The organism is Brachyspira hampsonii (assembly GCF_001746205.1).
Classification (GTDB): Bacteria; Spirochaetota; Brachyspiria; order Brachyspirales; family Brachyspiraceae; genus Brachyspira; species Brachyspira hampsonii_B.
The window spans coordinates 170,909-197,577 of record NZ_MDCO01000006.1 but is presented as its reverse complement, the minus strand read 5'-3'; the positions used below and the strand labels follow the sequence as shown (position 1 = coordinate 197,577).

The following is a 26,669-nucleotide window of genomic DNA, read 5'->3' as shown; positions in this document are numbered from 1 at the left end:
GATTATTACAGATCTCTTCTATTGTATATGTATTTAATATACCTATTAGTATTATTTTAGACTTGCACTTTTTGCAGCGGGAAAAAGTTGAATAAAAAAATTACTGAGAAAGAATTTTCAGTATATACCTAAACAATTACAATTTGTCAAAAATTAATTTTTTTTAATTTTAAATATTTGCATGGCTTTGCCCACCACTCTGTGTGCTACGCAGCACCCCACTTCTTTTGCGACTGTAGGAAGTGCCTGTGGTATTGCCGCAAAGAAGCAGGCACAGCCCGCAGTCGCGAAAGGCTACATTTGGGCTTTAATTTACTAAAGCTCTCTTACATGTAACACAAATTTAATACGATTTAGTACTAATTTTACACTTGCACTTTCGCGAAGCGTATCCGAGTTTATCGAGGATATAAGGTTCTTTTGGCGAAGCCCGCCACTCTGTGGAAGGCGGGAAAAAGTTGAATAAAAAAATTACTAACAAAGAATTTTGAGTATATATTGAAAACTCAAAACGCTTCAAATCCTTGTTATTAAAGAGATAATATTTAAGTATATAAATGTTTGACAAAGTTTTTATTTAATGAATATTTTATCAACTTTTTTGCCGTACACGCTCTGTGGGCTTCGTCAAATTCAGTCTTTCGCGACTGCGTCTCGCCTGCCTACGGCACACAGAGTGAGGTGTACTTCGTATGGGTCACCACAGACCTACGGCACGCAGAGCGGGCACGACTGTGTGTTTCGCAGGGCTAGTCCACGCAATTTAAATAAAAATAGTTTTGAAACAAGTCTATTATATTTAGAGTTTTATTTATAGATTTTCAAACGCTTCAAAGCCTTATTTTTGAGGGGAAATATATTTATAAAAATTAGTACGAAATAGTATTAAAATTATAATCTCTTTTACAGTCGTAATGTAACATGAAATTATAAAAATCAAATATTATACTTGTATTTTATTTAAAATAATTTATAATATAATAAATTTAAATATAAATTTAATTTAGTATTATAAATTTAATAATACATTTAAAAATTTTTAAATTAAAATAGAAATAAATATCTTTAATGATATTTATAATAAAAAACTAATTAAAAGGAGTTTTACTATGAGTAAAAAAATTTCAACAATCTTTCTAACCCTATTTTTAGTAGGAGTGTTATCAGTAAGCTGTTCTAATAAGGACAAAACAGCACCAGATACAAGTACACCAAAAACTATAGATCCAAAATATTCTGGTATATGGTCATCATCAAATAACCCTGATGCTGTAGAAATAGATATAAACGGTAATATATATGAATACAATAGCACTCGTGGAAATAAAGGTGAAGTATTAGAGGCTAATGATCCTAATTATAAAGTAAAAATTTATAGTAGAGAGTTTACAATAACATTTTCAGATGTAAATAATGCAACTGTAAATATTGATGGACAAGAGGTTAAATATACTAAAACATCAAAAGGTATAGAACAGTATAACGGTAATACTTATGTATCTACAAAAACTTTTAATTATCAAGGTAGCCAATTATATTTTTGGGTATCAGTAGCATCTAGTCTAGCTGCTATGACTGCCGATCTAAATAATACTACTGCACCTACATTTCCTCAAGGTAATTATTTTACTGTAACAGGTTATGGTACAGATTATAGTTTTTCTTTAAATAGCGATTCAGTAGTAGGTACTTTCAAGTTTACTCCTGATGGTTCTTCTGTAACAGTTAGATTTACAAAAAACCCAGATGCACCTGCAGAAATGTTAAATACAGATATAGTTTGCAATAAAAAACAATAATCAATCATATTTTTAGTTAAAAGGCTTTGCCTGTATTTTCAGGTGAAGCCTTTTATTTTTGTATGGCTTTTTATATTTATACAAAAAATAAAATTCTTAAAAATTATGACAGTTTTTGTCGCAAACATGCTGTATAATTAAAACATAACAAAATTAAAGGAGGCTTTTTATGGCTCAAAACTTTTACTGCGAATACTGCGGTGCTAAATACTCATCTATAGCTTCACTTACTAGCGGTTATTGTCTAAAACACCCTAATGGCCCTAACAAGGGTAAGCATAAACTTTATGAAGGCGGTGAAAAGTCTGAATATTTTTGTAAGTATTGCGGAGCTAAAAACAAATCTTTACAGTCATTAGTAAATGGTTATTGTCTCAAACATCCTAATGGCCCCAACAAAGGAAAGCATGCACCTGCTTTATAATTTAATTAATACAAAACTCAAAATATATCATAAAAATATCTCACACAAAATAAAGGCAGATAAAAGATTTATATATCTTCTATCTGCTTTTATTATATTTTAATCAAGTTTTTATTTTGTATTTGAAGCATCAGGCTTAGGCTGTATTATAGCAGAGAGAACTAAAAATACTATTAAGCTTGCAGCTATGCCAGGTATTATAGGGTCAACTCCGAATAAATTGATATTTTTATTGTATTGGAAGAATATTGTAACAACACTTCCGGCTATCAATGATCCCATACTAGCAGCCGCAGAAAGTTTTTTATTTGTATAGTTTCCAAATAAATATGGAATGAATACTCCTGCTGCTCTCAAACTAAATGAGAACATAAGTATTGTTATTAAGTTTGAAGCTTTAAAAGCTATAAACATAGATATAAGCCCAACTGCAATCATACATGCTCTTCCTAAAAAAAGTAATTGTTTATCAGTGGCATTTTTATTAATGTATTTTTTATATATATCATTTGTGGCAATTACTGACACTGCAAGCATATCAGAGTCAGCAGATGACATAGTAGCAGATATTAAGGCAGAAAACAATAATCCAACTATAACAGGAGGCATAGTGTGAATGGCTAAAACAGGCAAAATATATCTTGTACCTTCAGAAGTAAGAAGTTCAGAAGTAATAAGTCCGTCTTTAACTACACTTGAAGCTATCAAACCTAAAAATGCTGGAAATAATGAATACAATATACATACTAATCCTCCTGCTAAAGAACCTATCATTAAAGATTTAGAGTCCCTAGCAGAAAAGAATCTCTGACTTATTTCAGGACCAACTGAATATGATGCAATATACATTATAGTTAAAGATATTATAGTAGGCCAGCCCATACCTGCTGTAAAAGATTTTTGAGCGGATGTTAAATTTGCTGCCACATGTTCAAAACCGCCTGCATAATGTAAAGCAAAAGGTATAGCAACTAAACTTCCTATAAATACTAATGAGCCTTGAATTAAATCGGTAAAAGCAACGCCCCAAAGTCCTCCCATAGATGAATACGCAGTAACTACTATTGTAACTATTACTACTGACAATTTATAATTCCAGCCTGTCATAACAGTCAAAATACTTGCTGAAGCTATTATCTGAGCGGCTGTTATACCTATCATAGGAAGTCCCATTATTATAGAAGTTACCAAAGCATTAGCCTTTCCGTATCTTTTATAAAAATATTCTGATACAGTAGTAACCATTGCATTTCTAAATCTCTGAGCCAAAAAAGCAAGAACTAAATATGCAATAGAAGCTGTTATTACATACCAAACAGCAGAAAGCCCCCATTTACCATAAGCCTGTTCTGCCAAACCTAAGGAAGTACCGCCTCCTATATTTGTAGCAGCTAAAGTTCCAGCCAAAAGTACAGGTCCTAAATTTCTTCCGGCTAATGCAAAATCATTACTATTACTGATTTTCTTACTAGAGTACACGCCTATAAGAAGCATGGCTATTAAATATATAACCACTATAATTATTACTATAGTTCCTCCCATAATTAAAACTCCTTAAATATTTTTTGTTTTTTATAAAAAATACGAATAACTCATTATAATATTTTTTTAATTAAAAAAAGCCATCTTTTTGTAAAAAATACAAAAATTTTTAGATTATTTTCAAAAATAACAATATTTTTTTAATTTACTAGTTTGTAATATTTGCATTTTTCTGCCATTTGTTAGATTTTAAATAATACATACTAAAGAAAGTATTAATTATATAACATATACCCATAGAAAGCCATATACCCACAAGTTCAAAATGCGGAGATAATGCATAGGCTAAAATTGTTCTTAAAATTAATGTTGTTGAAGTGGTGAAAGCCATTATTACTATAGTTTTTCCTGCTCCGTTTATAACACCATTACATACAAACATCACAGAATAAAAAATAAATATAGGCATTATAGTATAAATATAACTTCTTGCATATTCAAAAACTTGAGTATCTTTTGTAAACATTCTTATAAGTAAGTATGGATTAGTTATTGAAAATATACTCATAATAGAAGAAATTATAATCCCTATAATAATTCCGCTTTTTAGAATTTCTTTTACTCTCTCTAATTTTTTAGCTCCGATATTCTGTGCCGACATTGTCATAACAGCATTTCCCAAAGCTCCCATAGGCATTATAAAGAGAGATTCTACCCTATTTACTATGGCAACTGTTGCACTTGCAGCTTCCCCAAAACTGCTTATAAGCCTAGTTATAACAAGCCAGCCGAATGCTACTATAAACTGATTGAATGAAATAGGTATTCCTAATTTCAGTATTTTTTTAGTCATATTCAAATCGAATGTAAATATAAAAGGATTAATTTTTATAAAGCTGTTTTTTATTCTAAGGTATGTTGTACTTATAAATACAGAAGTAAATTGGGAAATTACCGTAGCAATAGCAGCACCTTGCAGTCCCATTGCCGGTATTATCCAAAAACCTTTTATCAGTATAGGATCTAATATTATGTTAATTATAGATGATACAATCAAAAATATTAATGGTCTTACAGTATCTCCTACGGCTCTTAATATAGAAGAAATAAAAAAATAAGTATAAGCAAAAGGCATACCCAAGATAGATATTCTTAAATATATTAATGCCATATCCATAGCATTTTCAGGAGTTTTCATCATTACCAATATATTTCTTGAAAATATCAGCATTAAAGCTCCGACAGTAACAAGTATTATAACTCCCAAAGTGGTAGATACTTTTATAACATGGCTTACAGTATCATAATCTTTAGCTCCATAATATTGCGATACTATAACTCCGTTTGCCATATTTACACCAAATGCAAAAGATCCCATGATAAGCATTATTGGAAAACTTACCGCAACAGCAGAAAGTCCAAGCGGTCCTATAATATTGCCTATCCAAATACTATCTACTATATTATATACAACATTGAGCATATTTGACAGCAATATTGGTATGAGCAATTTTAATAATGTTGGAACAACTTTTGCTTCTGTGAGATCTGTTCCTATATGATTAGCCATTTATATTTTTAACACCTATTATTTAATTAAACTTACAGCAATATTATAAACCAAATAATAATTAATTGAATAGTAAAAAGAAAAATTATTTTTACTATTCTATACTATTTTTTTAATTAAACGCACGGTTAATAAAATTTTATATATATTAAAATTAGAATTACAAATCAATCTATATTTAATGATTTCGCTTAACGTGCGTTATGTATATTATAAATTTAAATAAATCTAGGGTGGGGTTTATTAATAACAGTGTAAATTATAAAGAAGTATAATATAAAAATTGCAAATGGTATTATAAAGCCTAGAGGGTGGGCAATTAGAATAAATTTATTAAATATAAGTCTATTAATTTTTATAATTTTTCAAAAAATAATATATTACAGTTCATTTCAAGCCATATTCTTTTTTAAGATATTTGATATTTTCTTTAGCATATTCATTACTAGGATCTAATTTTAAAGCCTTTTTATAATCTTTTAAAGCCTCTTCATAAAGACCTAGATTTTCTTTAGAATAGCCTCTATTATTATAAGCATCTGCATAATCGGGTTTTAATTCTATAGCCTTATCAAAATCTTTTATAGCCTCTTCATAAAGACCTAAATTATCTTTGGCATTTCCCCTATTATTATATGCAAAAGCATAATTAGGATTTAATTTTATAGCTTTATCATAATCTTTAATAGATTCTTCATAAAGCTCTAAATTATATTTTGAATTACCTCTGTTGTTATAAATAACCGCATCATCATCTGATATTTTTATAGCTTTATTAAAATCTTTTATTGCTTCTTTAAAAAGTCCTAACTCATTTTCTAATACTCCTTTATTATTATAAGCATCAAACAAATTAGGATCTATTGATAAAGCTTTATCAAAATCTTTTATTGCTTCTTCTAAAAGTCCTAAATCGCTTTTAAGAAGTCCTCTGTTATAATAAGCATCTGCATAATCATCCCTTAACTCTATAGCCTTATCATATTCTTCTATAGCTTCTTTTAAAAGTCCAAGTTTAGTTTTGGCAATAGCTTTATTATAATAAGCATCTGTCATATTAGGATTTAACTTTATGGCTTCATCATAATATTTTATAGCTTCTAAATATTGTCCATTAGCACTTTTATGAATACCTTTAGAATTATAATCATTATAATCAGTAAGATTGTTTAAACCATCAATATCAACTTTTTTCTGATTGTCAACTATATTTGTGAAACTGCCTATAAGATATGTTTTATCTGAAATTATTTTATTTAATTCTTCATTAAAAGTTTTTGCTCTGTCGTTAAAATCATCAAAATCAGAATAGTTTTCTGCATCAATATTATTCAAAAAATTATTAAACTCATCTACACATTTATTTAATTCTGTTTTGAAATTTTCTAATTTGTTTTTAGATTCTTTTACATGCTGCATAAATAAAAAATTAGTTATTGCTGCCATTTTTAACTCCTATAACTACAATTCATAATAATCAAATTTATAAAGAAATATTTTTATCTTTACAAAATTCAGCTGCTAAATCTATATCTGTAAATTCCTCTTTTATAATATCTTTGAATACCATAAGATTAAATTCATCTTCTAAAGCTAACTTATAAGATTTCTCCAAATCATCTAATGCTGATTTTTCTAAATCACTATAACATTTTTGTGATTGATTAATTTTTGATATGATTTTACCAAAAAATGATTTCTTCTCATCTGTTTTATTTTCTAAATTATTCTCTTTTGATAAAAGAAATTTTACTTTAGACCTTAAAATATATACAAACCAATCATTATTATTTAACTCAATAGCTTTATTATAATTTTCGATACTTTCTCTATATTGATGTAAATAATCATAACAAGAAGCTTTTTCACTGTAATAGTCTGGATTATTTGGATTATATTCTATAGCTTTGTCTAAATCTGAAATAGCTTCAGCATAATTTTTTAAATACTTTTTAGAACAGCCTCTGCAATAATAAGCATTAAAATGATTAGGATTTTTATTTATCAGTATATCAAAATCTTTTATAGCTTCTTCATACTTTAATGCTCTATATTTAGTATATCCTCTTTCATAATAAACATCAAAATTATCAGGATACTCTTTTATTATTTTATCGTATATTTGCAAAGCCTCTTCATATCTGTTCATATTAGATAAACAAAAAGCAATATTATAATAGGTGCTAAGTTTATTAGGATCTATTTCTAATACTTTATTATAATACTCTACAGCTTTATCATATATAGCCTCTCTTGAATATATAAGCCCAATATTAGTATAAATATCTGCTTCATCATAGCCCAATTCCAAAGCATGATTAAAATCTTCCAAAGCCTTATCATAATCTTCTAAACTCATTTCAGCAAGAGCAATATTATAATAAGATAAGCTATAATGAGGATTTATTTCTAATGCTCTTTTATAATAGTTAATTGCTTCTTGATAATTTCCAAGATTATGCTCAATAAGCCCCAAATTAATATAAGCAGCTGAATATTGAGGATTTATCTCCAATGCCTTATTATAGTATTCAATAGCTTTTTCATAATCATGCATTTCATAATATGATAAACCAATATTATAATATGCCATGTCCATATAAGTATTTAACTCTAAAGCCTTATTGAAATTTTTAATAGCTTCTTCATAATTTCTTTTATAATGATAAACCAAACCAATAGTATTATATATTTCAGCATTATTATTATCTATATACAAAGCCTTATCCAAATAATATAAAGCTTCATCATATAATTCTAATTCTATTTTTATCAAAGCAATTTCATTATAAATAGCAACATCAGTATTATCTATTTCAAGTATTTTTTCTAAACAAGATAAAGCTCCGTCATAATCTCTTAAAGCTCTTTTAATTAAAAATATTTTAAAATAAGTATCTGCATTATTAGGAGAAATTTGAAGTGATTTTTCTAAATAAGATAAAGCCTCATCATTTAAATTTAATTTATGCAAAGCAAAAGCAATATCATAATATGCATCAATAAAGTTAGGATTTATTTCTAATGCTTTTTTTAAATATTCTAAAGATTCCTCCATATATCCTGCATCAATTTTTATATTTCCTATTCTGTCATAAATATAAAGGTCATCAGGATACATTTCTATAATTTTATTTAAATATTCATTAGCTTCCTGCTCTAAACCTAAATCTAATTTTATAGAATAAATTTTTAAATATGTTTCAATATTATTAGGATCTATTTCTAAAGCCTTATTTAAATAAGACAAAGCCTCATCATCTAAATCCATAGAATGTTTTAACAAAGCAATGTTATGATAGGCGATAATGAGATTAGGATTTGTTTCTATAGCTTTATCATAATATTTTAAAGCTTCATCAAATTCATTTAGATTGTATTTACATAAACCAATAGTGTTATATGCAAAACTTGATGTATCATTTTTATCTAATTCTATAACTTTATTAAAATCTTCTATTGCCTCTTTATAAAAAGCCATATAAAATTTAGCCAATCCTCTTTCATAATAGGAATTATAATCTCCAAGCTCAATAGCTCTATCAAAATCTTTTATAGCTTCTTCATATAAACGCAAATTTAATTTTGCTAATCCTCTATTATGATAAAGATCATAAGAATCACCATTATAAAATATAACTTTATCAATATATTCAATAGCTTTTTCATAATCCTTATTTTCAAATGATTCCTTAGCTTTATTTAATAATTCTTCAATACTATTATTACTATTATTCATGATACACCCCATATTATTTTTTAAGACTTTTCATATTTCCAATTTCATATTTATTAATCTAATAATATTATATTATAAAAATAATTTAATACTATAAAAAATTGTTATTAATAAATTTGCTTGTTTTATTTTTTATATTTAGTATTATTGATGTGGAATTATTATCAGTTTAATTACATCGGAGGAAATGTTATGACTTATAAAGAGATTATAGAAACAGCAAAAGACTGTATGGGTTTCTGTAAAGCTTGCATTACATGTAATGGTAAGGTTTGTAAAAATAGTATGCCAGGACCTGGTGCCAAAGGAATAGGAGATGTTGCCATTAGAAATTATGACAAATGGAGAGAGATAAGACTCAATATGGATACAATATGCTCTAATGAAGATGTTGATACTTCTTTTGAACTGTTCGGCAAAAAATTCAAATACCCTATATTTGCAGGTCCTGTAGGGGCAGTTCAGCTTCACTATGGAAATAAATATACGGAAGAAGAATATAATGATATATTAGTAAAATCCTGTCATGAGGCAGGTATTGCTGCTTTTACTGGAGACGGAACTAATCCTAATGTAATGATTGCCGCTACTACTATGATAAAAAAACAAAACGGCATAGGAATACCTACTGTTAAGCCTTGGAATATGGATGTTATAAAAGAAAAAATGAAATTAGTTGCTGATTCAAATGCTTTTGCTGTTGCTATGGATGTTGATGCTGCAGGACTTCCTTTTTTAAAAAATCTTACTCCAAAGGCTGGAAGCAAAACTGTTGATGAATTAAAACAAATAAAAGAGATTGCTCAAAGACCATTTATAATAAAAGGAATAATGACTGCAAAAGGAGCTAAAAAGGCTGTTGAAGCTGGGGCTGATGCAATAATAGTATCAAATCATGGAGGACGCGTACTTGATCAATGTGCATCTACTGCTGAAGTGCTGCCTGAAATTGTTGATGCAGTTAAAGGAAAAATAAAAATATTGGTAGACGGCGGAATAAGAAGCGGTGCCGATATATTAAAAGCTCTTGCTATTGGAGCTGACGGAGTTGTTATTGCAAGAACTTTTGTAATAGCTGCTTACGGCGGAGGAGAAGAAGGAGTTCAATCTTATGCTGCACAATTAGGTGCTGAACTTGAAGATGCTATGACTATGTGCGGAGTTCACAGCTTAAAAGAAATAACTAGAGAAATTGTAAGATTTTAATTCGTTTAATTTTTATTAATTTGATTTTTTAAACTCAATATAGAGAGCTTTCAAAAAACTCTGTATATTGAGTTTATTTTTTAATAAATAGTTTAAAAAGTCATCGAGAAGATTAAGTATAAAATTATAAACGCAATGTTTCACATATTATATAACTTATTATTTTGTATATAAATATGCAGTATTTCGTTTATCTACAGAATACAGAGTTAGTACGCACAATCATAAATAAAATTGTTTTTGAAATAAGTATATTATTTATTATATCACTGCTTTCTTATATCGGTAAAAGTTCCGCCTAAGAAAGTTTTCCAAGCATTATCTGTTATATCTGATGCATTAGGCAGTATTAATGTCTTAAGTTTATCACAATAGTAAAATATATATCCCGAATCTTTTATATCATTAGGATTTGTTCCCAAATAAGTAAGTGTGGTTAATTCCTGAGAAAATGCAAATGCCTGCATTCCTATAGACTTTAATGAAGCTGGTATTGTCAGTTCTGTAATATAAATAGTGTCAAAAGCAGCGTCTCCTATTGATTCCAATGAAGAAGACAATTTTAATGTTTCTATCGGTGCTCCGCTAAATGCTCCCATTCCTATTGATGTTACAGAATTTGGTATTACTACTTCTTTCAATGAATTATTATATAAAAATGACATATCTCCTATAGTTTTAAGTCCATTACCTAATGTTAATTTCTCTATATTTTGGCAATTATTAAATGCATCATTTTCTATTGAAGTTACAGAATCTGGTAATATTATTTCTCTTATGTTATATAAATTATCAAAAGACATACTTTCTATTGTTTTTATTTTATTATTTGGAAATATAAAATTAAGATTTATAGTATCATCAATAGTTTCACCAGAAAACATACATGTTTTTATGGTATTATCCTGAAAATCAATATTTCGTATATCAATATCTATATTTTTAGCAGTACCTACATTAACAGCTGATTTTACTGTTAAAATAGAAAGTGATTCTGCTGTGCTTTGAGTATAATCTTTAGGAACACCTGTAAATATCAATCTATATGAACCCATCTCTTCATAATAGGCTTTTAAATTTTCTTCTATCTTTTGGCTTATTACAGCATCGTCTAAACCTATATCTATGCCGTATTTTGCTATTAATTCTTCTTCTGTAGGACCTGAAGGCACAGTATTATCTGCATTATCATTATTAATATTAGGTGATACAATTTCTGATGAACAAGATACAAGCACTAATGTCAATATCAATAAAATATTTTTTATCATTATTTATCCTCTAAATTAAAGTTACTTATATAATAACAAAAATTATAAAAAAAATACTTTATTTAAAAAAATATAAATTATGATATTATAGATAGTCTTATATAATTTATTTTTTGTATTATAAAAAACTACATAAAACCTTATTGTATATATTTTTTGAATAAACTTTATCTTTTATTTTAAATTACAGAATAATAAAAAAACTTATACTGATTAATTTTATTAAACAGTATAAGTTCAATTATATTTGTTAGTACGGTAATTATAATATATCTTTTATTTCTACAACTTTAGCTTCATCTATAAAGAGATTTATCACTGCTAATTTAATACTTTTTGTTTTAGTTTCTAAACTTTCAGCTTCAGCAATATAATAATAATTACAGCCATGATATATTTGATGACCCAAATAAAGTTCAGCTTCATAGTCAAGACCTAAAACATTATGCATACCTTTGTCAAATAATTTAAGAAAATGATGAGCCTCTGTAGAATCATTTAATAGAAAAACTAAAAAATGAAAATGCTTTAGATTTACAATCTATTGATGAACTTATGGCAAGACGACAGTCCGCCTACGGCGAAAGACAAGTATATTTTGCTATGAGTATCACGCAAGGTGTGCCTTTGGCAGAAGAGAGAGAAAATAACACGCAAGGTGTACCTTCGGTAAAAGAAGATATATCAAAATTAGATAATGATATAGATACTTTAATGAAGAATATAGAAAATAGAAATAAGGAAATCAGAATTAGAATTATCGCCGGCAAAGAAAAAAGGAGTCCAGCCATTATTATCAGCAGCATTAACATCGGCTCCTTTATCTAGCAAATATTTTACTACTTCTAAATGCCCATTATCTGAAGCCAACATCAAAGCTGTCCAATTATCATTATCTTTAGCATTTACATCGGCTCCTTTTTCTATTAAGGATTTTAATGTTTCTAAATCATTATTTTTAGAGGCTTCTAATAATTCAATCATTTTATATCCTCAATAAAAATACAGGCGATTGAAAATCAACACTTTCAAAAAATTAACTTCCAATCGCCCATTAGACTTTATATATTCAACTTTTACTTTTTATCTATTTTATTATTTATTATCATCAACAACTTCATAATCAGCATCAACTACACCGTCGTCTTTTCTGCCTGAATCTTGTCTGTTATCAGGCTGTGCTTGCTGTCCTGCATCTGCCTGACCTTGCTGTGCTCCTGCTTGTTTATAAAGTGCCTCTGAAGCTTTGCTCCATGCTGCTTGTAAATCGTCTGTAGCTCTTTTAATACTGTCTGTATTATTAGATTCTACTGCTGATTTCAATGCACTCATTTTTGACTCAATTTCTGATTTGTCAGAAGCCTGCAATTTATCGCCGTTTTCTTTTAATAATTTTTCTGTCTGATAAATCATATGGTCAGCATTGTTTTTAGCTTCAACTTCTTCTTTTTTCTTTTTATCTTCTTCAGCATGTTTTTCAGCGTCCTGAACCATTTTGTTTATTTCATCTTCGCTAAGTCCGCTTGAAGAAGCTATTGTTATTTTCTGCTCTTTACCTGTACCCAAATCTTTAGCTGTAACATGTACTATACCGTTAGCATCAATATCGAATGAAACTTCTATTTGAGGTACTCCTCTTGGTGCAGGAGGTATTCCTACCAAGTCAAATCTTCCAAGCTCTCTGTTGTCATTAGCCATTTTTCTTTCACCTTGTAATACTCTGATAGTTACAGATGACTGATTGTCTGCTGCTGTAGAGAATACTTGTTTTTTGTTTGTAGGTATAGTAGTGTTTCTGTTGATTAAAACAGTCATTACTGAACCTTCTGTTTCAATACCAAGTGAAAGCGGAGTAACATCAAGAAGAAGTACATCTTTAACATCACCTTTTATGATACCGCCTTGTACTGCTGCTCCCATTGCTACTGCTTCATCTGGGTTTACACTTTTATTTGGTTCTTTTCCAAATATGTTTTTAACTGTTTCCTGTACTAAAGGTACTCTTGTAGAACCTCCAACAAGTATAACTTCATCTATATCACTGGTAGAAAGTCCTGCATCTTTCAATGCTTTTTCACATGGGATGCGAGTTTTTTCTACTAAATCTCTTACTAAATCCTCAAATTTTGCTCTTGATAAAGATACATTCAAATGTTTAGGACCTGATGCATCTGCTGTCAAGTACGGCAAATTAATATCAGTTTGTAATGAACTTGAAACTTCTTTTTTAGCTTTTTCAGCAGCTTCTTTTAATCTCTGTAAAGCCATTTTATCATTATTCAAGTCAACGCCTGTATCTTTTTTGAACTCATCTATAAGCCAATTAATTATCGCTTGGTCAAAGTCATCACCTCCCAAGTGAGTATCACCATTTGTACTTTTTACCTCAAATACTCCGTCAGCTAATTCAAGTATAGATATATCAAAAGTACCGCCACCCAAGTCATAAACTGCTATTTTTTCATCTTTCTTCTTTTCTATACCATAAGCTAAAGCAGCTGCAGTAGGCTCATTTATTATTCTTAATACATTAAGTCCGGCAATACGGCCTGCATCTTTAGTAGATTGTCTTTGACTGTCATTAAAGTATGCTGGTACTGTAATAATAGCATCAGTTACTGTTTCACCCAAATATTCTTCTGCTGTTTGTTTCATTTTTTGAAGTATTCTAGCACTTATCTCCTGAGGAGTGAAATTTCCTTCTAAAGTTTTAATTTTTACTTTTCCGCCGTCTTCTATAACTGTATAAGGCATTCTTGAACGCTCTTCTGTTACTTCTGCATAAGTGTTACCCATAAATCTTTTAATAGAGAATATTGTATTTTCTGGGTTGGTTACCATTTGGTTTTTAGCAGGCTGACCTACTAATACTTCACCTTTATTTGTAAATGCTACTACAGAAGGAGTTGTTCTGTTTCCTTCAGCATTTGTTATTACTACAGGTTTACCGCCTTCCATTACTGATACACATGAATTTGTTGTTCCTAAATCTATTCCAATTATTTTACTCATAATAAATTTCTCCTTTTCAAATATTACTAAATCTTTTAATACTAAAATTAATATATCTTAAATTATCTGCTGTCAGTCTTTCGTCAGAACACTAACAACATACTCAGTATGACCATTACCCAAATGAGAAGTAGTAAGGTCAACATTAATTACTTCTTTATCTCTGATATGATTATTAATCGCATCAGTCAAATCCTGAAGAACTCTGTTTATATGCTGTATGCTCTCCTTTTTGTCCGCTTTCGGCTCGTAATAAGCTCTAAAAAGTTGAATATGTGCCATAAAATCTCCTAATTAATTATTTATTCTTTAGCAGCAGCCGGCTTTCCAACCACTACTTTAGCTGTTCTCAAAAGTTCATCATTCAATTTATAACCTTTAGCATAAACTTCAACAACCTTTTCTTTATCAAGATCTGGAACTTCTATCATAGTTAATGCCTCATGTACATTAGGGTCAAACTCTTCTCCTAAAGACTCTATTTCAGAAACTCCGTTATCATGCATAAAGTCTATAAATTGTTTATGTATTAGTGCTATTCCTTTATAATACTCAGAATTCTGAATATTTTCTTCTTTCTCTCCTGCTTTTAATGCCCTCTCAAAATTATCCATGAAATTTAACAAAGACAATAAAAGTTCTTTATTCGCTCTTTTTATACCATCAATTTTCTCTTTAGCCGTCCTCTTTCTAATATTTTCTGCCTCTGCCATAGCATACATATATTTATTTTTCATATCAGCAGATTCATTTTCTAACTCTTCTATTCTTTTTTTCAATGCAGTTATTTCATCTTCAGTATTATTTTCTGTATTTTCTTCTGATTGCTCATTGTTTTCAGCCGCTTCTGCTTCTACATTTTCTTCCTCTTTTTTATCTTCACTATTTTCTTTTATTTCCTCTTCCATTTATTCTCCTTTTTATTAAAAGTATTATTTTATAACTTTTTAATATTCTCAGCTTTATACCACTATTATATGCAATAAATGTGCCAATAAATAAAATTTAAACAATATATTTCATAAAAAATAGCTTAAGAAAATATATCTAAAACATATAAATCTAAAAAACTAATAAATAATATGCTCAATATAATACAAAAACATATTAAAATATATAAATAATTTTTAATTATAGCTGAATACAAAGAGATATAATATTATATGTACAATTTTTATACATCTAAAATATTCAATCATGTATTATTTTTATACATATAAATATAATAAAAATAGCATTATGATAATATTAGACAATAAAAGTTTGAATTTTCGTTAAAAAAGTATCACCCTGTATAAGACATCAGGGTGATAAGGAGGTTTATGAAAAATTGTATTAATTTAACAATACTCCTAAATTATATATAAAATCATATAAAAGTCAATCATTTTTTATATTTTATTTTAATAATTTTATGATATTCCTGATATTATATCATTAATTTCTGAATATAAATGCGAACCTGTTTTTAATTCATCTTTAACTTTATCTCTGGCATGTATTACAGAGGCATGATCTCTATTAAAATCAAGTCCTATTTCCGTAACAGACTTTTTAGAATATTCGCAAGCTAAATATATAGCAACATGCCTTGCTTTAGATATAAATTTTGTTCTGTCTTTACTTTCAAAAGATGATATCTCTATACCATAATAATCAGCAACTATTTTTTTTATCTCTTTTATTGTAGCATTCTTCAATTTGGGCTTATTGGTGAAATAATCTTTAAATATATCTAATTTATCGCATTGTTCTATATTAGGAGTTATTTTCATTAAATCTCTTACTGATAAATATGCCCTTATTGCACCTTCAATCTTCCTAACATCTGTTGTAATATTTTCTGCCATATATTTCATAACTTCTTCATCTATACTTGTATGCAAATCGAATAGTTTTCTTTCTATTATGGCAAGTCTAGTTTCATATTGCGGTGGCTCTATTGAAAGAATAAGACTCTTTTCAAATCTATTTTTCAATCTTGCTTCTATATTTCTTAACTCTTTAGGGGGCTTATCACTTACAAATACCATCTGTTTTGATGAATTATCTAAAGCCTGAAATATTTCAAACAGCTCTTTAGATGTTTCCTGAGCACTTTCAAGAAGCTGTAAATCATCTAATAAAAGCATGTCCAATGATTTATATCTTTTCTTAAAAATTTCAGGTTTTTTATTCTGAAGTCCTGATACATATTCATCTCTGAACCCGCTTCCGTCTATATAGAGAACTTTAGCATTAGGATTATTCTGCATATAACTATTACCTATAGCCTGAAGTAAATGCGTCTTTCCTATACCAACACTTCCATATATATAGAGAGGATTATATTCTTTGCCAGGATTAGATGATACATATTTAGCGGCTTCAAATACATATCGGTTATTATTTCCCTGTATAAAATTATCAAACCTAAAATAATCGTTTAAATTGCTTTTACTATAAGAATTTTCTTTTTTTGAGGATTCTAATATATTTTTATTAGAATTATTTTCTTTATTTTCAAGATATTCTTCAGTTTCATGCATATACTTATTAACAAGTTCTGCATCTACTTTGACATCTATATCTATATTATGCCCAAGCCTATCTTCAAAAAAATCTTTTATTCTTGATAAAAAATCTTTTTTTATATGCGATGCTGTAAAATCTCCAGAACACACTATATCAGCTTTATTTTCATTATCAGATACAATTATACTGCCTTTAAGCAGAGCAACACCAGCAAACTCATCATCTTCACTTATAATATCTAAAAATTCATTCCAATACTTTTTTATCTCTTCCATCTTTCTATCTTTAAAATATATTCTAGCTATATAATAATCGGAATTTATATTTTTAAATTAAATATAGAAAATTACAGTATATATTATTACTAATTGGCTGAAACTTTAAAAACTAATACTATAAGAAGAACCAATATCAGTATAAACATAATAGTAAATATAAATGAAGCCCATTTTATATATTTAACTATCTTATATATAGATGTATTTTTATCTAGTACAGTATTTTGAATACCATGCAAAGCCGATGCAATTAAAAACAAAGCATCTTCTCCCCAACCAGCAACAGGTATAACATCTGGAATAAAATCAATGGGCGAAATCGTATATATTAAAGCTAATATAAATGGAATCCAAGAAATTATAAAATTAAAAGAATTCTTTTTATCATTAAAGTCATCATTAACTATTTCAACTTCTCTCTCATTATTATCATAATTATTCATAAATACCCCATAATTATTAGTATTATAATTATCAAAGAGCAGGAGAATGATATCCCTTATAATTACCATTTGGATGACTCATACACTTGGCAGAAGTTAATTGTTTTATAGTTTTATATTTATTACCGCAGTATTTACAAGTATATTCATCTTTTTCACTGCCCTCATAAAGTTTATGCTTGCCTTTATAATTACCATCTGGGTACCGCATACAATTTTGAGAAGTTAATAATTTAACTGAACTAAATTTATTGCCGCAATACTCACAGTAAAAATTCTCCTGACTTTTAGGTATTAAACTTGCAGAAAAACAAAAGATTATAAAAGTTATTATATATAATGTTCTCATTTTTTATTATCCGAAATTAAATCTTTATATTTAGAGTCTTTAAATTCTATATATGGTTTAGAACTAAGCATATGAATTGCTGTTATAAGCGAATAACTAATCCAAGCCTTTTTTTCTGTAGGTTTAGATGATGAAGATTCATTTTTTTTAAGAAGCTCATTCAAAGATTCTGATATATCATCAATGTGCTCTTCAAAAAAATCTTCGCACTCATCACAAGTATCCATGGTAGCCTGCCCTTGTATTTCTTCTACATTTTTTCCGCACCAAACACATTTTACAGACATTTATATACCTCTTATTATTTTTATTTACATGCATTATACAGATAATATTTAATTTGTAAAGATTTTGAGTATATAATTTTATATGTTTTTATGCAAATTTATAGAAATTAATAAACATAATTCTAGAGTTTTAAAGGATTTTTTGAACTGCAAATTAAATTGTTTTCATCTGATGATTCTCTTTTATCATTATTTGATACTGTTTTAACATATTTAACTAAATCCAAATAATTATTTATTTTTGACTTTTCTTTCGACTTTTTATATAAAATATTTGCCAATTTTCTCTCTTTACTATTGCTTCCTTTAGGTATTCTATTATTTTCTTTACTAATAATATATGCATATAAAATTTTGACATCATTAATTAAAAAAGATAAATCTTCACTACTAGATATATAATAAACTGATGATATTATCTGATTATAAGCTTCATCAATTTTCTTGCCTTTAAGTTCTATAAAACATGTTTTATCATATTTTCTATATGCTAAATAGTCACATTTTTTTATGTTATCTGAAATTATACCTTTATCAACTGTAATAATATAAATATCATCTAAAGCATATATAAAAACTTTAGTCTGAGAATCGGATAAAGTTATAGTTTCATCTTTTTTTAATTGTTTTATAAAATTATCATTAATCATAAATCTTCTTCTATATCAAGTAATTTAGTGTAAGTTTCATTTATATAATCAGAAATTTCATCTATCAATTCTGTCATAATTTCGCCGCTATTTTCATTTATTAAACTTGAATATGATGTTTTATTATCTTTAAAATAAAGTTTAAATGCATTTATTTTATCCGTATCAATAACTCCATACTTACCAAATAACTTATCAATCTTTTCATTAACCTCATCACTATTTTTTTCTTTTTTTATTTTTCCTGCATATAATAAATTATTAGTGCTTGTTAATATATAAGGGCTATGAGTTGTTATGAAAACTGTACTTCCTGTGATATTCATAAAATTCACTATAAAATCTACTATTTCTTTTTGCATCTTAGGATATAAATGTGCTTCAGGTTCTTCTATAATCACGAAAGCCTTTTCATTTCTTATAATAAGATAATATAAAATGTTCAAAAGCCATAGTATTTCCTGATGTCCAGAAGATATATAGTTAACAGGTATTCTCTCTTTTTTTTCAGAATCTAATAAAATATATTCTGTACCATTTTCAGAAAAATATTCTCCTTTCATAAGATTAATAATTTTCTTAGACAATTGTATTATATTATGCCTTATTTTCTTATTTCTTATTTTATTATTAAGACCCTTTATTCCATTATTAAATATATGCTGTATATTTTCTATAAATTGTATAAATTTCAAATTAACTAAATCAATAGATTCATAATTTAATTTAGTTTTCTGATTATTAATAAAGGATAATGAACTTCTAGCAGCAGGAATATAATAAGTATTATACTCCTCATCAAATATACCTTTATTTAAAAGAATAGGTAAAATTCTCTTAAATAAATCTAGTTTTTCAACTCTATTGTATTTAATATTTTTTATTTCATTATAAAAATTATATACCATATTTAGTAAAGCATCACTATAAGATATAATCAATTTTTTATCTTTATCAAATTTTATTTCTATATTAAGAGATGCTTTATAATTATAGGAAATAAATAAATCTGTATATTCTAAATCTCCAAATATTTTTATAAATAAATCTTTAGCCTTAATATCTAATTGTGATATTAACTGTTCTTTTGATAAAACATTATTATTTTTATCATTATTTAATAATAGTTCAACTATAAAAGAATTAACATCATCTTTTAATAATCTAAAAAAATATATACATTTACAAATTGTACTTTTTCCTACGGCCTGCTCTCCAATAATCAAATTAAAATCTTTTATATCCATTTCAAAATATGTTATAGGACCTAAATTCTTAATTATCAAATTTGACATATTATCTCCAAAATAATTTAAACAGTTTATTATTATATAATAAAAATGGTAAAATATCTATAAATCACAATTCATTATTTATTATAGTCATATGAACATGATCTTCCCACTTACCATTAATCTTTAAATATTTCTTAGCAAGCCCCTCATATTCAAATCCCAATCTTTTAGCCAACTCTAATGAAGGTTTATTGTGCGGCATTATATTAGCCTCTACTCTATGAAGTTTAAGTTCTTTAAATACTATTATTATTGCTGCTTTAAGAGCTTCAGTCATATAGCCTTTACCTTGTTCAAATTCATCTAATTTATAGCCCACTGTAGTTGATAAAAAAACCCCTTTATAAATATTGCTGAAATTAATCATACCTATAATCTTTCTTTTATCTTCTATTTTATATATCCAAAATTTCAGCATTCTTTCCAATCTGATTTCTTCAAGCTCTTTTTTTATAATATCTTTATGAGTATTAACCTTATAAAATACTTCAGGTCTTTGAGGATCAAACTCTTTAAAAAACTCTCTATTTCTTCTGTAAAAATCAACTATCTCTGAAGCCATATTTATATTAGGCTGTAATAGAAAAAGCCTATTTGTTTTATAAGTCTTTTTAAGCATATAAAATCAACCTATTATAATCTTATTTTCATATTATAATCTTAGAATTAACTATATTAAAGCCTTCATGTTTGAGTAAATATTCTTTTTTATCCAAGCCTCCCGCATAGCCTGTTAATTTTTTATTTACTCCTACAACTCTATGACAAGGTATAATAATAGCTATTTTATTTTTTCCTTCAGCTGTTCCAACTGCTCTCGATATGCTGCCTCTTTTATCGGAAATACTTGCTGCTATTTCAGAATATGATACAACATTACCAAAAGGTATATTTAAAGTTTCCAACCAAACATTATATTGAAAATCTGTACCATATAAAGCCAAAGGAATAGAAAAATTTTTTAAATTATTTGAAAAGTAATTATCTAATTCTTTTTTTGCCTTCTTTATTATAGGCGGTTCATCATGTTTTAATGATATATTAATATTATTTAAGTTAAACTCTAATGAAGTGATATATTGAGAAGTTTCATCTGTCATTAATATTATATCGCCAATAGGGCTTTTATAAATATAGGCTTTATTAAAATTTGTTTTTTTATCAAGCCTAATAATTTTCACAATTTAACCTTTTTAAGATTAATTAGAGGACAAGAAGCATATAAGCCCTCTATAACTTCAGGATTAACTGCCGCAGAAGCATATCCAAGTACATTTACACTTACTAAATACTCAGCATCTATAGAAGCCACATACTCAGCCGTATCTCTCGCTGTAAAAAATATGCAGTAGTCAAGAGCAACGCCGACAAAATCAAGCACCAAAGTTTCTTTATTTTCTCTGGCAGCATCTATGAATTCTTTATGCATATAAGAAAAACCGGAGTTACCCTCATCGTCCGGATCAACTCCCTTTTGAACATAAATATAATCTCTTTTCTTCCTTAAGCCATCAACTATAGCAGAACCATAAGTTCTGGCAACGCAATGACGAGGCCATAAAGTAATAATTTCTTCATCCCCCGTATCCTGATCTATAACTTTTATTTTAGAAAAAGGCTCTTTTTCATGAGTTGAAGCAAAAGATATATGATTAGAAGGATGCCAATCCTGAGTTGCAATTATGGCATCATACTCGCCATTCTTTATAAGATCATTTATAATAGGCACTAATTTAGAAGCACCTTTAACAGCCATAGGACCGCCTTCCATATAATCATTTTGCATATCTACTATTGTAAGTATCTTTATTTTACTCATAACCCAAGTCCGTAAACATTAATATTTAGGAAATTTTATTAAGCCCTATACTCTCCTGCACAGGAATAAGAGCTTCTATAGTTTCTTTTATAAGTTCATCTATGTTAATTCCCAACATTTCAGCACCTTTATTTATAACCGTTCTATCAACTTTAGCTGCAAATGCCTTATCTTTCAATTTCTTCTTAACAGATTTTACTTCCATATCATCTAAACTCTTTGAAGGTCTCACTAAAGCACATGCGGTAATAAAACCTGCAAGCTCATCAACAGCATATAAAGTTTTTTCCATATTGCTTAAAGGCTCTATGTCGGTACAAATTCCATAACCATGACTTTGAATGGCTCTTATAAAACTATCAGGACCCCCCTCTGCCTCAAGTATTTCCCTAACTTTAATACAATGCTCATCAGGATATTTTTCATAATCCATATCATGCAAAAATCCTACCATACCCCATTCATCTTCATCTTCTGCGTTTTTTCTAGCAAAATATCTCATAACTGCTTCTACTGATAATGCATGCTTAAATAATGAATGCTCATTGTTATATTTTTTAAATAGTTCAATAGCTTTATCTCTTTCTATGCTAGCCATTTAAAAACCTCCAAATATTATCATAAGTATATATTATATTTGTCTATTTTTCAATATTTTATTCTATTTATATAATATTTTAATAATAAAAAAGTTATAATAAAAATAAATATAAAAACGATGATTATAATATTAGTATACATAATATTAACTTAATAAAATGGAAATAATATGAAAAAATTTATAGCAATAACATTATTTATAAATATTGTCACTCTATACGCATTAACAGAAAATGAAAATAAAATGATTAATGCTGTCAAAATAGGAGATATCAGAACTATACAAACTCTATTATCACAAAATGTAAGTCCGAATATTAAAGATGAAAGAGGATATTCACTCATACATATAGCAGCAGAAAATAATCAGACAGCTTCAATAAATATACTTAAAACTTCTCCGTATACAGATTTAAATATCCTTTTGGAAAGTAATACTAAAATAACAAATAATAATCAATATATAGACGGTTCATACTATTCAGCTATGGACATTGCTGCTGTAAATAGAAATTTTGAAAGCGTAAAATTACTAATAGATTCAGGAGCAAATATTAATTTTAAAATGAAAGAAAAACCTAGAAGTGAATTTCTTGCATCAGAATATTCCAATCCTCAAATATTAGAGCTTTATCTTAATAAAAATATATACCTTCTTATGAATAGCGAAGATGTTGTATCATTAATTAAATCAGCAAGCATTGGAAATAATGCAGAAAATATAAACTATTTAGTAAAAAACTTAGGAATAGATGTTGATACTAAAGATACAAATACTATGCTTCATTATGCTGTAGGAAATGGTTCTATAGAGGCTGCAAGCGAACTTATAAAATTGGGAGCTAATATTGATAATACAAATGCCAATTTCAAAACATCTTTGCATTATGTAATAGAAAACAATTCTAATAAATTGCTTGAAAGTGTTAATTTGCTTTTATCTAAAAATGCCAATCCTAATATAAAAGATAAAAATGGAAATACCGCTTTGCATTTAGCTGTAATGAATGCCCATAAATCAAAAAGTAAATATATAGAAGTCATAAATGCTTTAATAAAATATAATACCGATATAAATATATTAAATGATCAAAATCAATTAGCATTAAATATAGCAGTTATTAATAATGATACTGAAATATCTAATATTTTAATAAATGCCGAATCTGAATTAAACAATATCTATAATGGATATGCTCCTATACATATAGCAGTAAAAAATAATAATATATCTATAGTTGATAATTTATTATTAAACGGTGCTGATGCTGAGATAAAAGACAGCAGAGGATACACTCCATTAGCTATAGCAGTAGAAAATAATAATTTAGAAATGTGCAGAAAACTTATAAGAAACAATGCAGCTGCTGACAGTAAAGCGATAGATTTAGCAAAGAAAATAAATAATAAAGAAATAAAAAAATTATTAGGATTAGAAGAAGTAAATTAATATTATCTTACAGCACCGTATTTAATTAAAATTTCAGCCATTTTATAATTTTTATTTTCTTCTGACATAGTTAAAGCTGTTTTATTATAATTATTTCTTTTATTTACATCTGCCCCATTTTCTATTAATATTTCAACTAAATTTCTATAATCCAATATAGCAGCATACATTAAAGCAGTGTAGCCATGAATATCCTGAATATTGATATCAGCCCCTAAAGAAATAAAAGTTTTCACTATATCAGCATCAGCCTTATTTAAAATATTATATATCAAAGCAGTCTTTCCATCTAAATTCTGAGCATTAATATCAGCACCTGAATCGGCAAGTAATTTTATTATATTTGCATCTCTGCTGGAAGCATACATCAAAGCTGTAGATTTATAATTATCTCTAAGATTAACATCCGCCTTATACCATATAAGCATCTGTATAATATCAAAATCACAAGTATTGCATGCATATATTAAAGCAGTTTTACCGCTGTCATTTTGCATATTAGGATTGGCATTGTTCTTTAATAATAATTCTAATATATAAATATCTTTATTAAATACAGCATGCATCAAAGGAGTAACACCGTATCTGTCTTGAACATTAATATTAACATCTTTTTTATTAAGTATATTTCTAATTGACATAATATCAGATTTTTCGGCAGCCATAATTAAATCATTTTCATTTTGAGTAAATGAATATATAATATTACAGCAAATGCTTATAAATATGATAATAGATACAGTCTTCATAATTTATAATTCTATTATTAAATAGAAATATATCAAGAAGTAATGAAAATAAAAAAGGCTTAAATTATGCATATTTATATAAGCATAATCAAGCCTCAAAAAATATTTAATTATATTTATTTTTTAATTATCTTTTAGCCATTTCATATTGTTTAGGGAATGGAACATCAATACCTAAAGTTCTGGCAGCCTGTAATGCCCAATAAGGGTTTCTTAAAATCTCTCTTCCAATATATACAGCATCAGCAGCACCGTTTCTTACTATCATATTAGCCATTTTAGGATCTGTTAAAAGTCCTCCACCTATGCAAGGAACTTTCATATATTGTTTTAACTCTCTGCAGAAAGGTATTTGATAGCCTTCATAAGGTATAATTTTACCGTCAGCAGTAACAGCTCCTGTACTAACATTGATAGAATCAAATAATCCTTGTTCTTCTAATGGTTTTAACATATCAACAAAATCTTTTACTGTGTTCCCGCCTTCTTTCCAGTCATAAGAAGATATTCTTATTTGTATAGGATAATCTTTTCCTACAGCTTCTTTTCCTTTTCTTAAAATCTCTTCTAAAATTTTAGCTCTGTTTTTTCCGTATTCATCCGTTCTTTTATTTGATAATGGTGATAAGAAAGTAGAAATCAAATAACCATGAGCAGCATGAACTTCAACCATATCAAAGCCTGCTTTTTTAGCTCTGACAAATGCTTTAACAAATGCATCAACAACTTCATTAATATCATCTTTAGTCATTTCAACAGGTGTTTTAAACTGATCACTAAATGCTATAGCACTAGGAGCATATATTTTATCAACTTTCAAACAATCACATTTTCTTCCTGCATGATTAATCTGTATTGCTGCAGAAGCTCCATTACCTTTTATAGCTTTAACAAGTTTGCTTAAGCCGTCAATATATTTATCGTCCCAAATGCCTAAATCATTGTCAGTAATATAGCTGGCAGTAGAAAGCACTCCTGTAGCTTCAACAATAATAAGTCCTGCTCCGCCTATAGCCCTTGTAGAATAATGCTGAATATGCCAATCATTAACATATCCGTCTTCAGCACTATACATACACATTGGAGGCATTACTACACGGTTTTTTATTTCAAGATTACCTATTTTTAAAGGTGTAAAAAGATTACTTTTTTCTGGTTTCATAAAATAACTCCTTTATAAAAATAAACTAACTATTTTCTGAATATAGTAATATATAGTATATAACAATTTTTTATATATTTCAATTTCACAATATAATTAATTTGAATATACTTATAAAATAATTATATGTGAACATCAAAAAGATTAATACAAATAACACATATAATACATTTGTTTGTAAAAAATGCATGAAAAATACATAAGAATTATTATTAAATTATCAAAAATATACTAATAAAAAATACTATTCTTTTTTTAGACCATTTAATAGTATATCTGTCAAACGATTTACTTCTATCGGCAAGACATATGGTATCTTTTTTCACTTTAGCTGTTATGGTAATATTTTGTCCTACATACTGGGCATATTCATCAAAAAATTTTTTATCAAAATAATAATCTCTCTCTTCAGTGCTTATAACAATATCTGGAAATATAGAAGTTCCAACCATTCTAATTGTACCTGTAATATCTTCTTTTTTAGCAAAAAGTAAAAAGAAAAAAATGCACATGCAAATATAAGAATATTTTATCATATTTTTATAAATTGTTTTCATTAGTTCTCCATTT

General features: G+C 27.5%; 27 protein-coding genes and 1 pseudogene. 5 read left to right on the top strand and 23 right to left on the bottom strand.

Annotated elements, in window-relative coordinates; genetic code table 11:
* The first annotated feature begins 1,109 nt into the window (after window positions 1-1,109).
* The gene (locus tag BFL38_RS03970) at window positions 1,110-1,799 is read left to right on the top strand and encodes a hypothetical protein (protein ID WP_069725833.1); all 690 of its coding nucleotides are present in this window, start codon (window positions 1,110-1,112) and stop codon (window positions 1,797-1,799) included.
* 169 nt (window positions 1,800-1,968) lie between these two features.
* The gene (locus tag BFL38_RS03965; protein ID WP_008722815.1) at window positions 1,969-2,223 is read left to right on the top strand and encodes a hypothetical protein; all 255 of its coding nucleotides are present in this window, start codon (window positions 1,969-1,971) and stop codon (window positions 2,221-2,223) included.
* Window positions 2,224-2,334: 111 nt separating this feature from the next.
* Here BFL38_RS03965 and BFL38_RS03960 read toward each other — a convergent pair whose 3' ends face one another.
* From BFL38_RS03960 to BFL38_RS03945, 4 genes are all read right to left on the bottom strand, one after another.
* Window positions 2,335-3,765 carry a sodium:solute symporter family protein gene (locus tag BFL38_RS03960; RefSeq protein WP_069725832.1) on the bottom strand — a complete coding sequence of 477 codons (1,431 nt, stop codon included), beginning with the start codon at window positions 3,763-3,765 and terminating at the stop codon, window positions 2,335-2,337.
* A 148-nt stretch (window positions 3,766-3,913) separates the two neighbouring features.
* A complete protein-coding gene (locus tag BFL38_RS03955; protein WP_008730925.1) occupies window positions 3,914-5,275 on the bottom strand; it encodes an MATE family efflux transporter in 1,362 nt (453 codons plus the stop codon).
* 387 nt (window positions 5,276-5,662) lie between these two features.
* Window positions 5,663-6,721 carry a tetratricopeptide repeat protein gene (locus BFL38_RS03950; RefSeq protein ID WP_069725831.1) on the bottom strand — a complete coding sequence of 353 codons (1,059 nt, stop codon included), beginning with the start codon at window positions 6,719-6,721 and terminating at the stop codon, window positions 5,663-5,665.
* Between the two features lie 37 nt (window positions 6,722-6,758).
* On the bottom strand, window positions 6,759-9,014 hold the full coding sequence (locus BFL38_RS03945) for a tetratricopeptide repeat protein (protein WP_069725830.1): 2,256 nt from the start codon (window positions 9,012-9,014) through the stop codon (window positions 6,759-6,761).
* A gap of 192 nt (window positions 9,015-9,206) precedes the next feature.
* Between BFL38_RS03945 and BFL38_RS03940 the strand changes: the two genes are divergently transcribed.
* Complete coding sequence (locus tag BFL38_RS03940; RefSeq protein ID WP_069725829.1) at window positions 9,207-10,220, top strand: alpha-hydroxy-acid oxidizing protein; 1,014 nt, start codon at window positions 9,207-9,209, stop codon at window positions 10,218-10,220.
* A 266-nt stretch (window positions 10,221-10,486) separates the two neighbouring features.
* Here BFL38_RS03940 and BFL38_RS03935 read toward each other — a convergent pair whose 3' ends face one another.
* Together BFL38_RS03935 and BFL38_RS03930 are read right to left on the bottom strand one after the other, a co-directional pair.
* Window positions 10,487-11,491, bottom strand: a complete 1,005-nt coding sequence (locus BFL38_RS03935; RefSeq protein ID WP_069725828.1) for a leucine-rich repeat domain-containing protein — start codon at window positions 11,489-11,491, stop codon at window positions 10,487-10,489.
* A gap of 262 nt (window positions 11,492-11,753) precedes the next feature.
* On the bottom strand, window positions 11,754-11,942 hold the full coding sequence (locus BFL38_RS03930) for a hypothetical protein (protein ID WP_256097192.1): 189 nt from the start codon (window positions 11,940-11,942) through the stop codon (window positions 11,754-11,756).
* 50 nt (window positions 11,943-11,992) lie between these two features.
* Here BFL38_RS03930 and BFL38_RS15380 point away from each other — a divergent pair.
* Window positions 11,993-12,238, top strand: a pseudogene (locus BFL38_RS15380) (hypothetical protein); the annotation flags it as partial.
* Here the strand turns inward: BFL38_RS15380 and BFL38_RS03925 are convergent.
* From BFL38_RS03925 to BFL38_RS03860, 14 genes are all read right to left on the bottom strand, one after another.
* Window positions 12,203-12,475 (bottom strand): ankyrin repeat domain-containing protein, encoded by a 273-nt coding sequence (locus BFL38_RS03925; RefSeq protein ID WP_069725827.1) that lies wholly within the window; start codon window positions 12,473-12,475, stop codon window positions 12,203-12,205. The pseudogene BFL38_RS15380 and the gene BFL38_RS03925 sit on opposite strands and share 36 nt — an antisense overlap.
* Before the next feature lie 111 nt (window positions 12,476-12,586).
* Complete coding sequence (dnaK, locus tag BFL38_RS03920) at window positions 12,587-14,503, bottom strand: molecular chaperone DnaK (RefSeq protein WP_069725826.1); 1,917 nt, start codon at window positions 14,501-14,503, stop codon at window positions 12,587-12,589.
* A gap of 72 nt (window positions 14,504-14,575) precedes the next feature.
* Window positions 14,576-14,785: a hypothetical protein gene (locus BFL38_RS03915; RefSeq protein ID WP_008725868.1), complete on the bottom strand. Its 210-nt coding sequence runs from the start codon at window positions 14,783-14,785 to the stop codon at window positions 14,576-14,578.
* 20 nt (window positions 14,786-14,805) lie between these two features.
* On the bottom strand, window positions 14,806-15,411 hold the full coding sequence (locus BFL38_RS03910; protein ID WP_069725825.1) for a nucleotide exchange factor GrpE: 606 nt from the start codon (window positions 15,409-15,411) through the stop codon (window positions 14,806-14,808).
* 504 nt (window positions 15,412-15,915) lie between these two features.
* Window positions 15,916-17,292: a chromosomal replication initiator protein DnaA gene (gene dnaA / locus BFL38_RS03905; protein WP_069725824.1), complete on the bottom strand. Its 1,377-nt coding sequence runs from the start codon at window positions 17,290-17,292 to the stop codon at window positions 15,916-15,918.
* 89 nt (window positions 17,293-17,381) lie between these two features.
* Entirely contained in the window at window positions 17,382-17,738 is a 357-nt protein-coding gene (locus BFL38_RS03900) for a YkvA family protein (RefSeq protein WP_069725823.1), read from the bottom strand.
* A gap of 31 nt (window positions 17,739-17,769) precedes the next feature.
* Window positions 17,770-18,087 (bottom strand): hypothetical protein, encoded by a 318-nt coding sequence (locus BFL38_RS03895; RefSeq protein WP_069725822.1) that lies wholly within the window; start codon window positions 18,085-18,087, stop codon window positions 17,770-17,772.
* Complete coding sequence (locus BFL38_RS03890) at window positions 18,084-18,374, bottom strand: hypothetical protein (RefSeq protein WP_069725821.1); 291 nt, start codon at window positions 18,372-18,374, stop codon at window positions 18,084-18,086. Before BFL38_RS03890 ends, BFL38_RS03895 begins: the two co-directional genes overlap by 4 nt.
* 122 nt (window positions 18,375-18,496) lie before the next feature.
* Window positions 18,497-19,024 (bottom strand): hypothetical protein, encoded by a 528-nt coding sequence (locus BFL38_RS03885; protein WP_083249372.1) that lies wholly within the window; start codon window positions 19,022-19,024, stop codon window positions 18,497-18,499.
* Entirely contained in the window at window positions 19,021-20,319 is a 1,299-nt protein-coding gene (locus tag BFL38_RS03880; protein ID WP_069725820.1) for an AAA family ATPase, read from the bottom strand. The genes BFL38_RS03885 and BFL38_RS03880 overlap by 4 nt, the downstream gene beginning before the upstream one ends.
* A 64-nt stretch (window positions 20,320-20,383) precedes the next feature.
* Window positions 20,384-20,938 carry a GNAT family N-acetyltransferase gene (locus BFL38_RS03875; RefSeq protein WP_069725819.1) on the bottom strand — a complete coding sequence of 185 codons (555 nt, stop codon included), beginning with the start codon at window positions 20,936-20,938 and terminating at the stop codon, window positions 20,384-20,386.
* Window positions 20,939-20,966: 28 nt separating this feature from the next.
* A complete protein-coding gene (locus tag BFL38_RS03870; RefSeq protein WP_069725818.1) occupies window positions 20,967-21,500 on the bottom strand; it encodes a methylated-DNA--[protein]-cysteine S-methyltransferase in 534 nt (177 codons plus the stop codon).
* Window positions 21,497-22,138 carry an isochorismatase family protein gene (locus BFL38_RS03865; protein ID WP_069725817.1) on the bottom strand — a complete coding sequence of 214 codons (642 nt, stop codon included), beginning with the start codon at window positions 22,136-22,138 and terminating at the stop codon, window positions 21,497-21,499. Before BFL38_RS03865 ends, BFL38_RS03870 begins: the two co-directional genes overlap by 4 nt.
* A 25-nt stretch (window positions 22,139-22,163) precedes the next feature.
* Window positions 22,164-22,736, bottom strand: a complete 573-nt coding sequence (locus BFL38_RS03860; protein ID WP_069725816.1) for an HD domain-containing protein — start codon at window positions 22,734-22,736, stop codon at window positions 22,164-22,166.
* A 171-nt stretch (window positions 22,737-22,907) separates the two neighbouring features.
* Between BFL38_RS03860 and BFL38_RS03855 the strand changes: the two genes are divergently transcribed.
* A complete protein-coding gene (locus BFL38_RS03855; protein ID WP_069725815.1) occupies window positions 22,908-24,188 on the top strand; it encodes an ankyrin repeat domain-containing protein in 1,281 nt (426 codons plus the stop codon).
* Between the two features lie 2 nt (window positions 24,189-24,190).
* Here BFL38_RS03855 and BFL38_RS03850 read toward each other — a convergent pair whose 3' ends face one another.
* From BFL38_RS03850 to BFL38_RS03840, 3 genes are all read right to left on the bottom strand, one after another.
* Window positions 24,191-24,937: an ankyrin repeat domain-containing protein gene (locus BFL38_RS03850; protein ID WP_069725814.1), complete on the bottom strand. Its 747-nt coding sequence runs from the start codon at window positions 24,935-24,937 to the stop codon at window positions 24,191-24,193.
* Window positions 24,938-25,064: 127 nt separating this feature from the next.
* Complete coding sequence (locus BFL38_RS03845) at window positions 25,065-26,099, bottom strand: NADH:flavin oxidoreductase/NADH oxidase (protein ID WP_069725813.1); 1,035 nt, start codon at window positions 26,097-26,099, stop codon at window positions 25,065-25,067.
* Window positions 26,100-26,311: 212 nt separating this feature from the next.
* A complete protein-coding gene (locus BFL38_RS03840; protein ID WP_069725812.1) occupies window positions 26,312-26,656 on the bottom strand; it encodes a hypothetical protein in 345 nt (114 codons plus the stop codon).
* Window positions 26,657-26,669: the final 13 nt, after the last annotated feature.

Coding starts and splice junctions, on each gene's coding strand:
- BFL38_RS03885 (WP_083249372.1), bottom strand. CDS start 19,024: ATGATTAATGATAATTTTATAAAACAATTAAAAAAAGATGAAACTATA.
- BFL38_RS03950 (WP_069725831.1), bottom strand. CDS start 6,721: ATGGCAGCAATAACTAATTTTTTATTTATGCAGCATGTAAAAGAATCT.
- BFL38_RS03840 (WP_069725812.1), bottom strand. CDS start 26,656: ATGAAAACAATTTATAAAAATATGATAAAATATTCTTATATTTGCATG.
- BFL38_RS03855 (WP_069725815.1), top strand. CDS start 22,908: ATGAAAAAATTTATAGCAATAACATTATTTATAAATATTGTCACTCTA.
- BFL38_RS03940 (WP_069725829.1), top strand. CDS start 9,207: ATGACTTATAAAGAGATTATAGAAACAGCAAAAGACTGTATGGGTTTC.
- BFL38_RS03930 (WP_256097192.1), bottom strand. CDS start 11,942: ATGCATAATGTTTTAGGTCTTGACTATGAAGCTGAACTTTATTTGGGT.
- BFL38_RS03900 (WP_069725823.1), bottom strand. CDS start 17,738: ATGAATAATTATGATAATAATGAGAGAGAAGTTGAAATAGTTAATGAT.
- BFL38_RS03935 (WP_069725828.1), bottom strand. CDS start 11,491: ATGATAAAAAATATTTTATTGATATTGACATTAGTGCTTGTATCTTGT.
- BFL38_RS03875 (WP_069725819.1), bottom strand. CDS start 20,938: ATGCTTAAAAAGACTTATAAAACAAATAGGCTTTTTCTATTACAGCCT.
- BFL38_RS03965 (WP_008722815.1), top strand. CDS start 1,969: ATGGCTCAAAACTTTTACTGCGAATACTGCGGTGCTAAATACTCATCT.
- BFL38_RS03895 (WP_069725822.1), bottom strand. CDS start 18,087: ATGAGAACATTATATATAATAACTTTTATAATCTTTTGTTTTTCTGCA.
- BFL38_RS03860 (WP_069725816.1), bottom strand. CDS start 22,736: ATGGCTAGCATAGAAAGAGATAAAGCTATTGAACTATTTAAAAAATAT.
- BFL38_RS03910 (WP_069725825.1), bottom strand. CDS start 15,411: ATGGAAGAGGAAATAAAAGAAAATAGTGAAGATAAAAAAGAGGAAGAA.
- BFL38_RS03970 (WP_069725833.1), top strand. CDS start 1,110: ATGAGTAAAAAAATTTCAACAATCTTTCTAACCCTATTTTTAGTAGGA.
- BFL38_RS03915 (WP_008725868.1), bottom strand. CDS start 14,785: ATGGCACATATTCAACTTTTTAGAGCTTATTACGAGCCGAAAGCGGAC.
- BFL38_RS03925 (WP_069725827.1), bottom strand. CDS start 12,475: ATGATTGAATTATTAGAAGCCTCTAAAAATAATGATTTAGAAACATTA.
- dnaK (WP_069725826.1), bottom strand. CDS start 14,503: ATGAGTAAAATAATTGGAATAGATTTAGGAACAACAAATTCATGTGTA.
- BFL38_RS03865 (WP_069725817.1), bottom strand. CDS start 22,138: ATGAGTAAAATAAAGATACTTACAATAGTAGATATGCAAAATGATTAT.
- BFL38_RS03960 (WP_069725832.1), bottom strand. CDS start 3,765: ATGGGAGGAACTATAGTAATAATTATAGTGGTTATATATTTAATAGCC.
- BFL38_RS03945 (WP_069725830.1), bottom strand. CDS start 9,014: ATGAATAATAGTAATAATAGTATTGAAGAATTATTAAATAAAGCTAAG.
- BFL38_RS03955 (WP_008730925.1), bottom strand. CDS start 5,275: ATGGCTAATCATATAGGAACAGATCTCACAGAAGCAAAAGTTGTTCCA.
- BFL38_RS03850 (WP_069725814.1), bottom strand. CDS start 24,937: ATGAAGACTGTATCTATTATCATATTTATAAGCATTTGCTGTAATATT.
- BFL38_RS03890 (WP_069725821.1), bottom strand. CDS start 18,374: ATGTCTGTAAAATGTGTTTGGTGCGGAAAAAATGTAGAAGAAATACAA.
- BFL38_RS03845 (WP_069725813.1), bottom strand. CDS start 26,099: ATGAAACCAGAAAAAAGTAATCTTTTTACACCTTTAAAAATAGGTAAT.
- BFL38_RS03880 (WP_069725820.1), bottom strand. CDS start 20,319: ATGTCAAATTTGATAATTAAGAATTTAGGTCCTATAACATATTTTGAA.
- dnaA (WP_069725824.1), bottom strand. CDS start 17,292: ATGGAAGAGATAAAAAAGTATTGGAATGAATTTTTAGATATTATAAGT.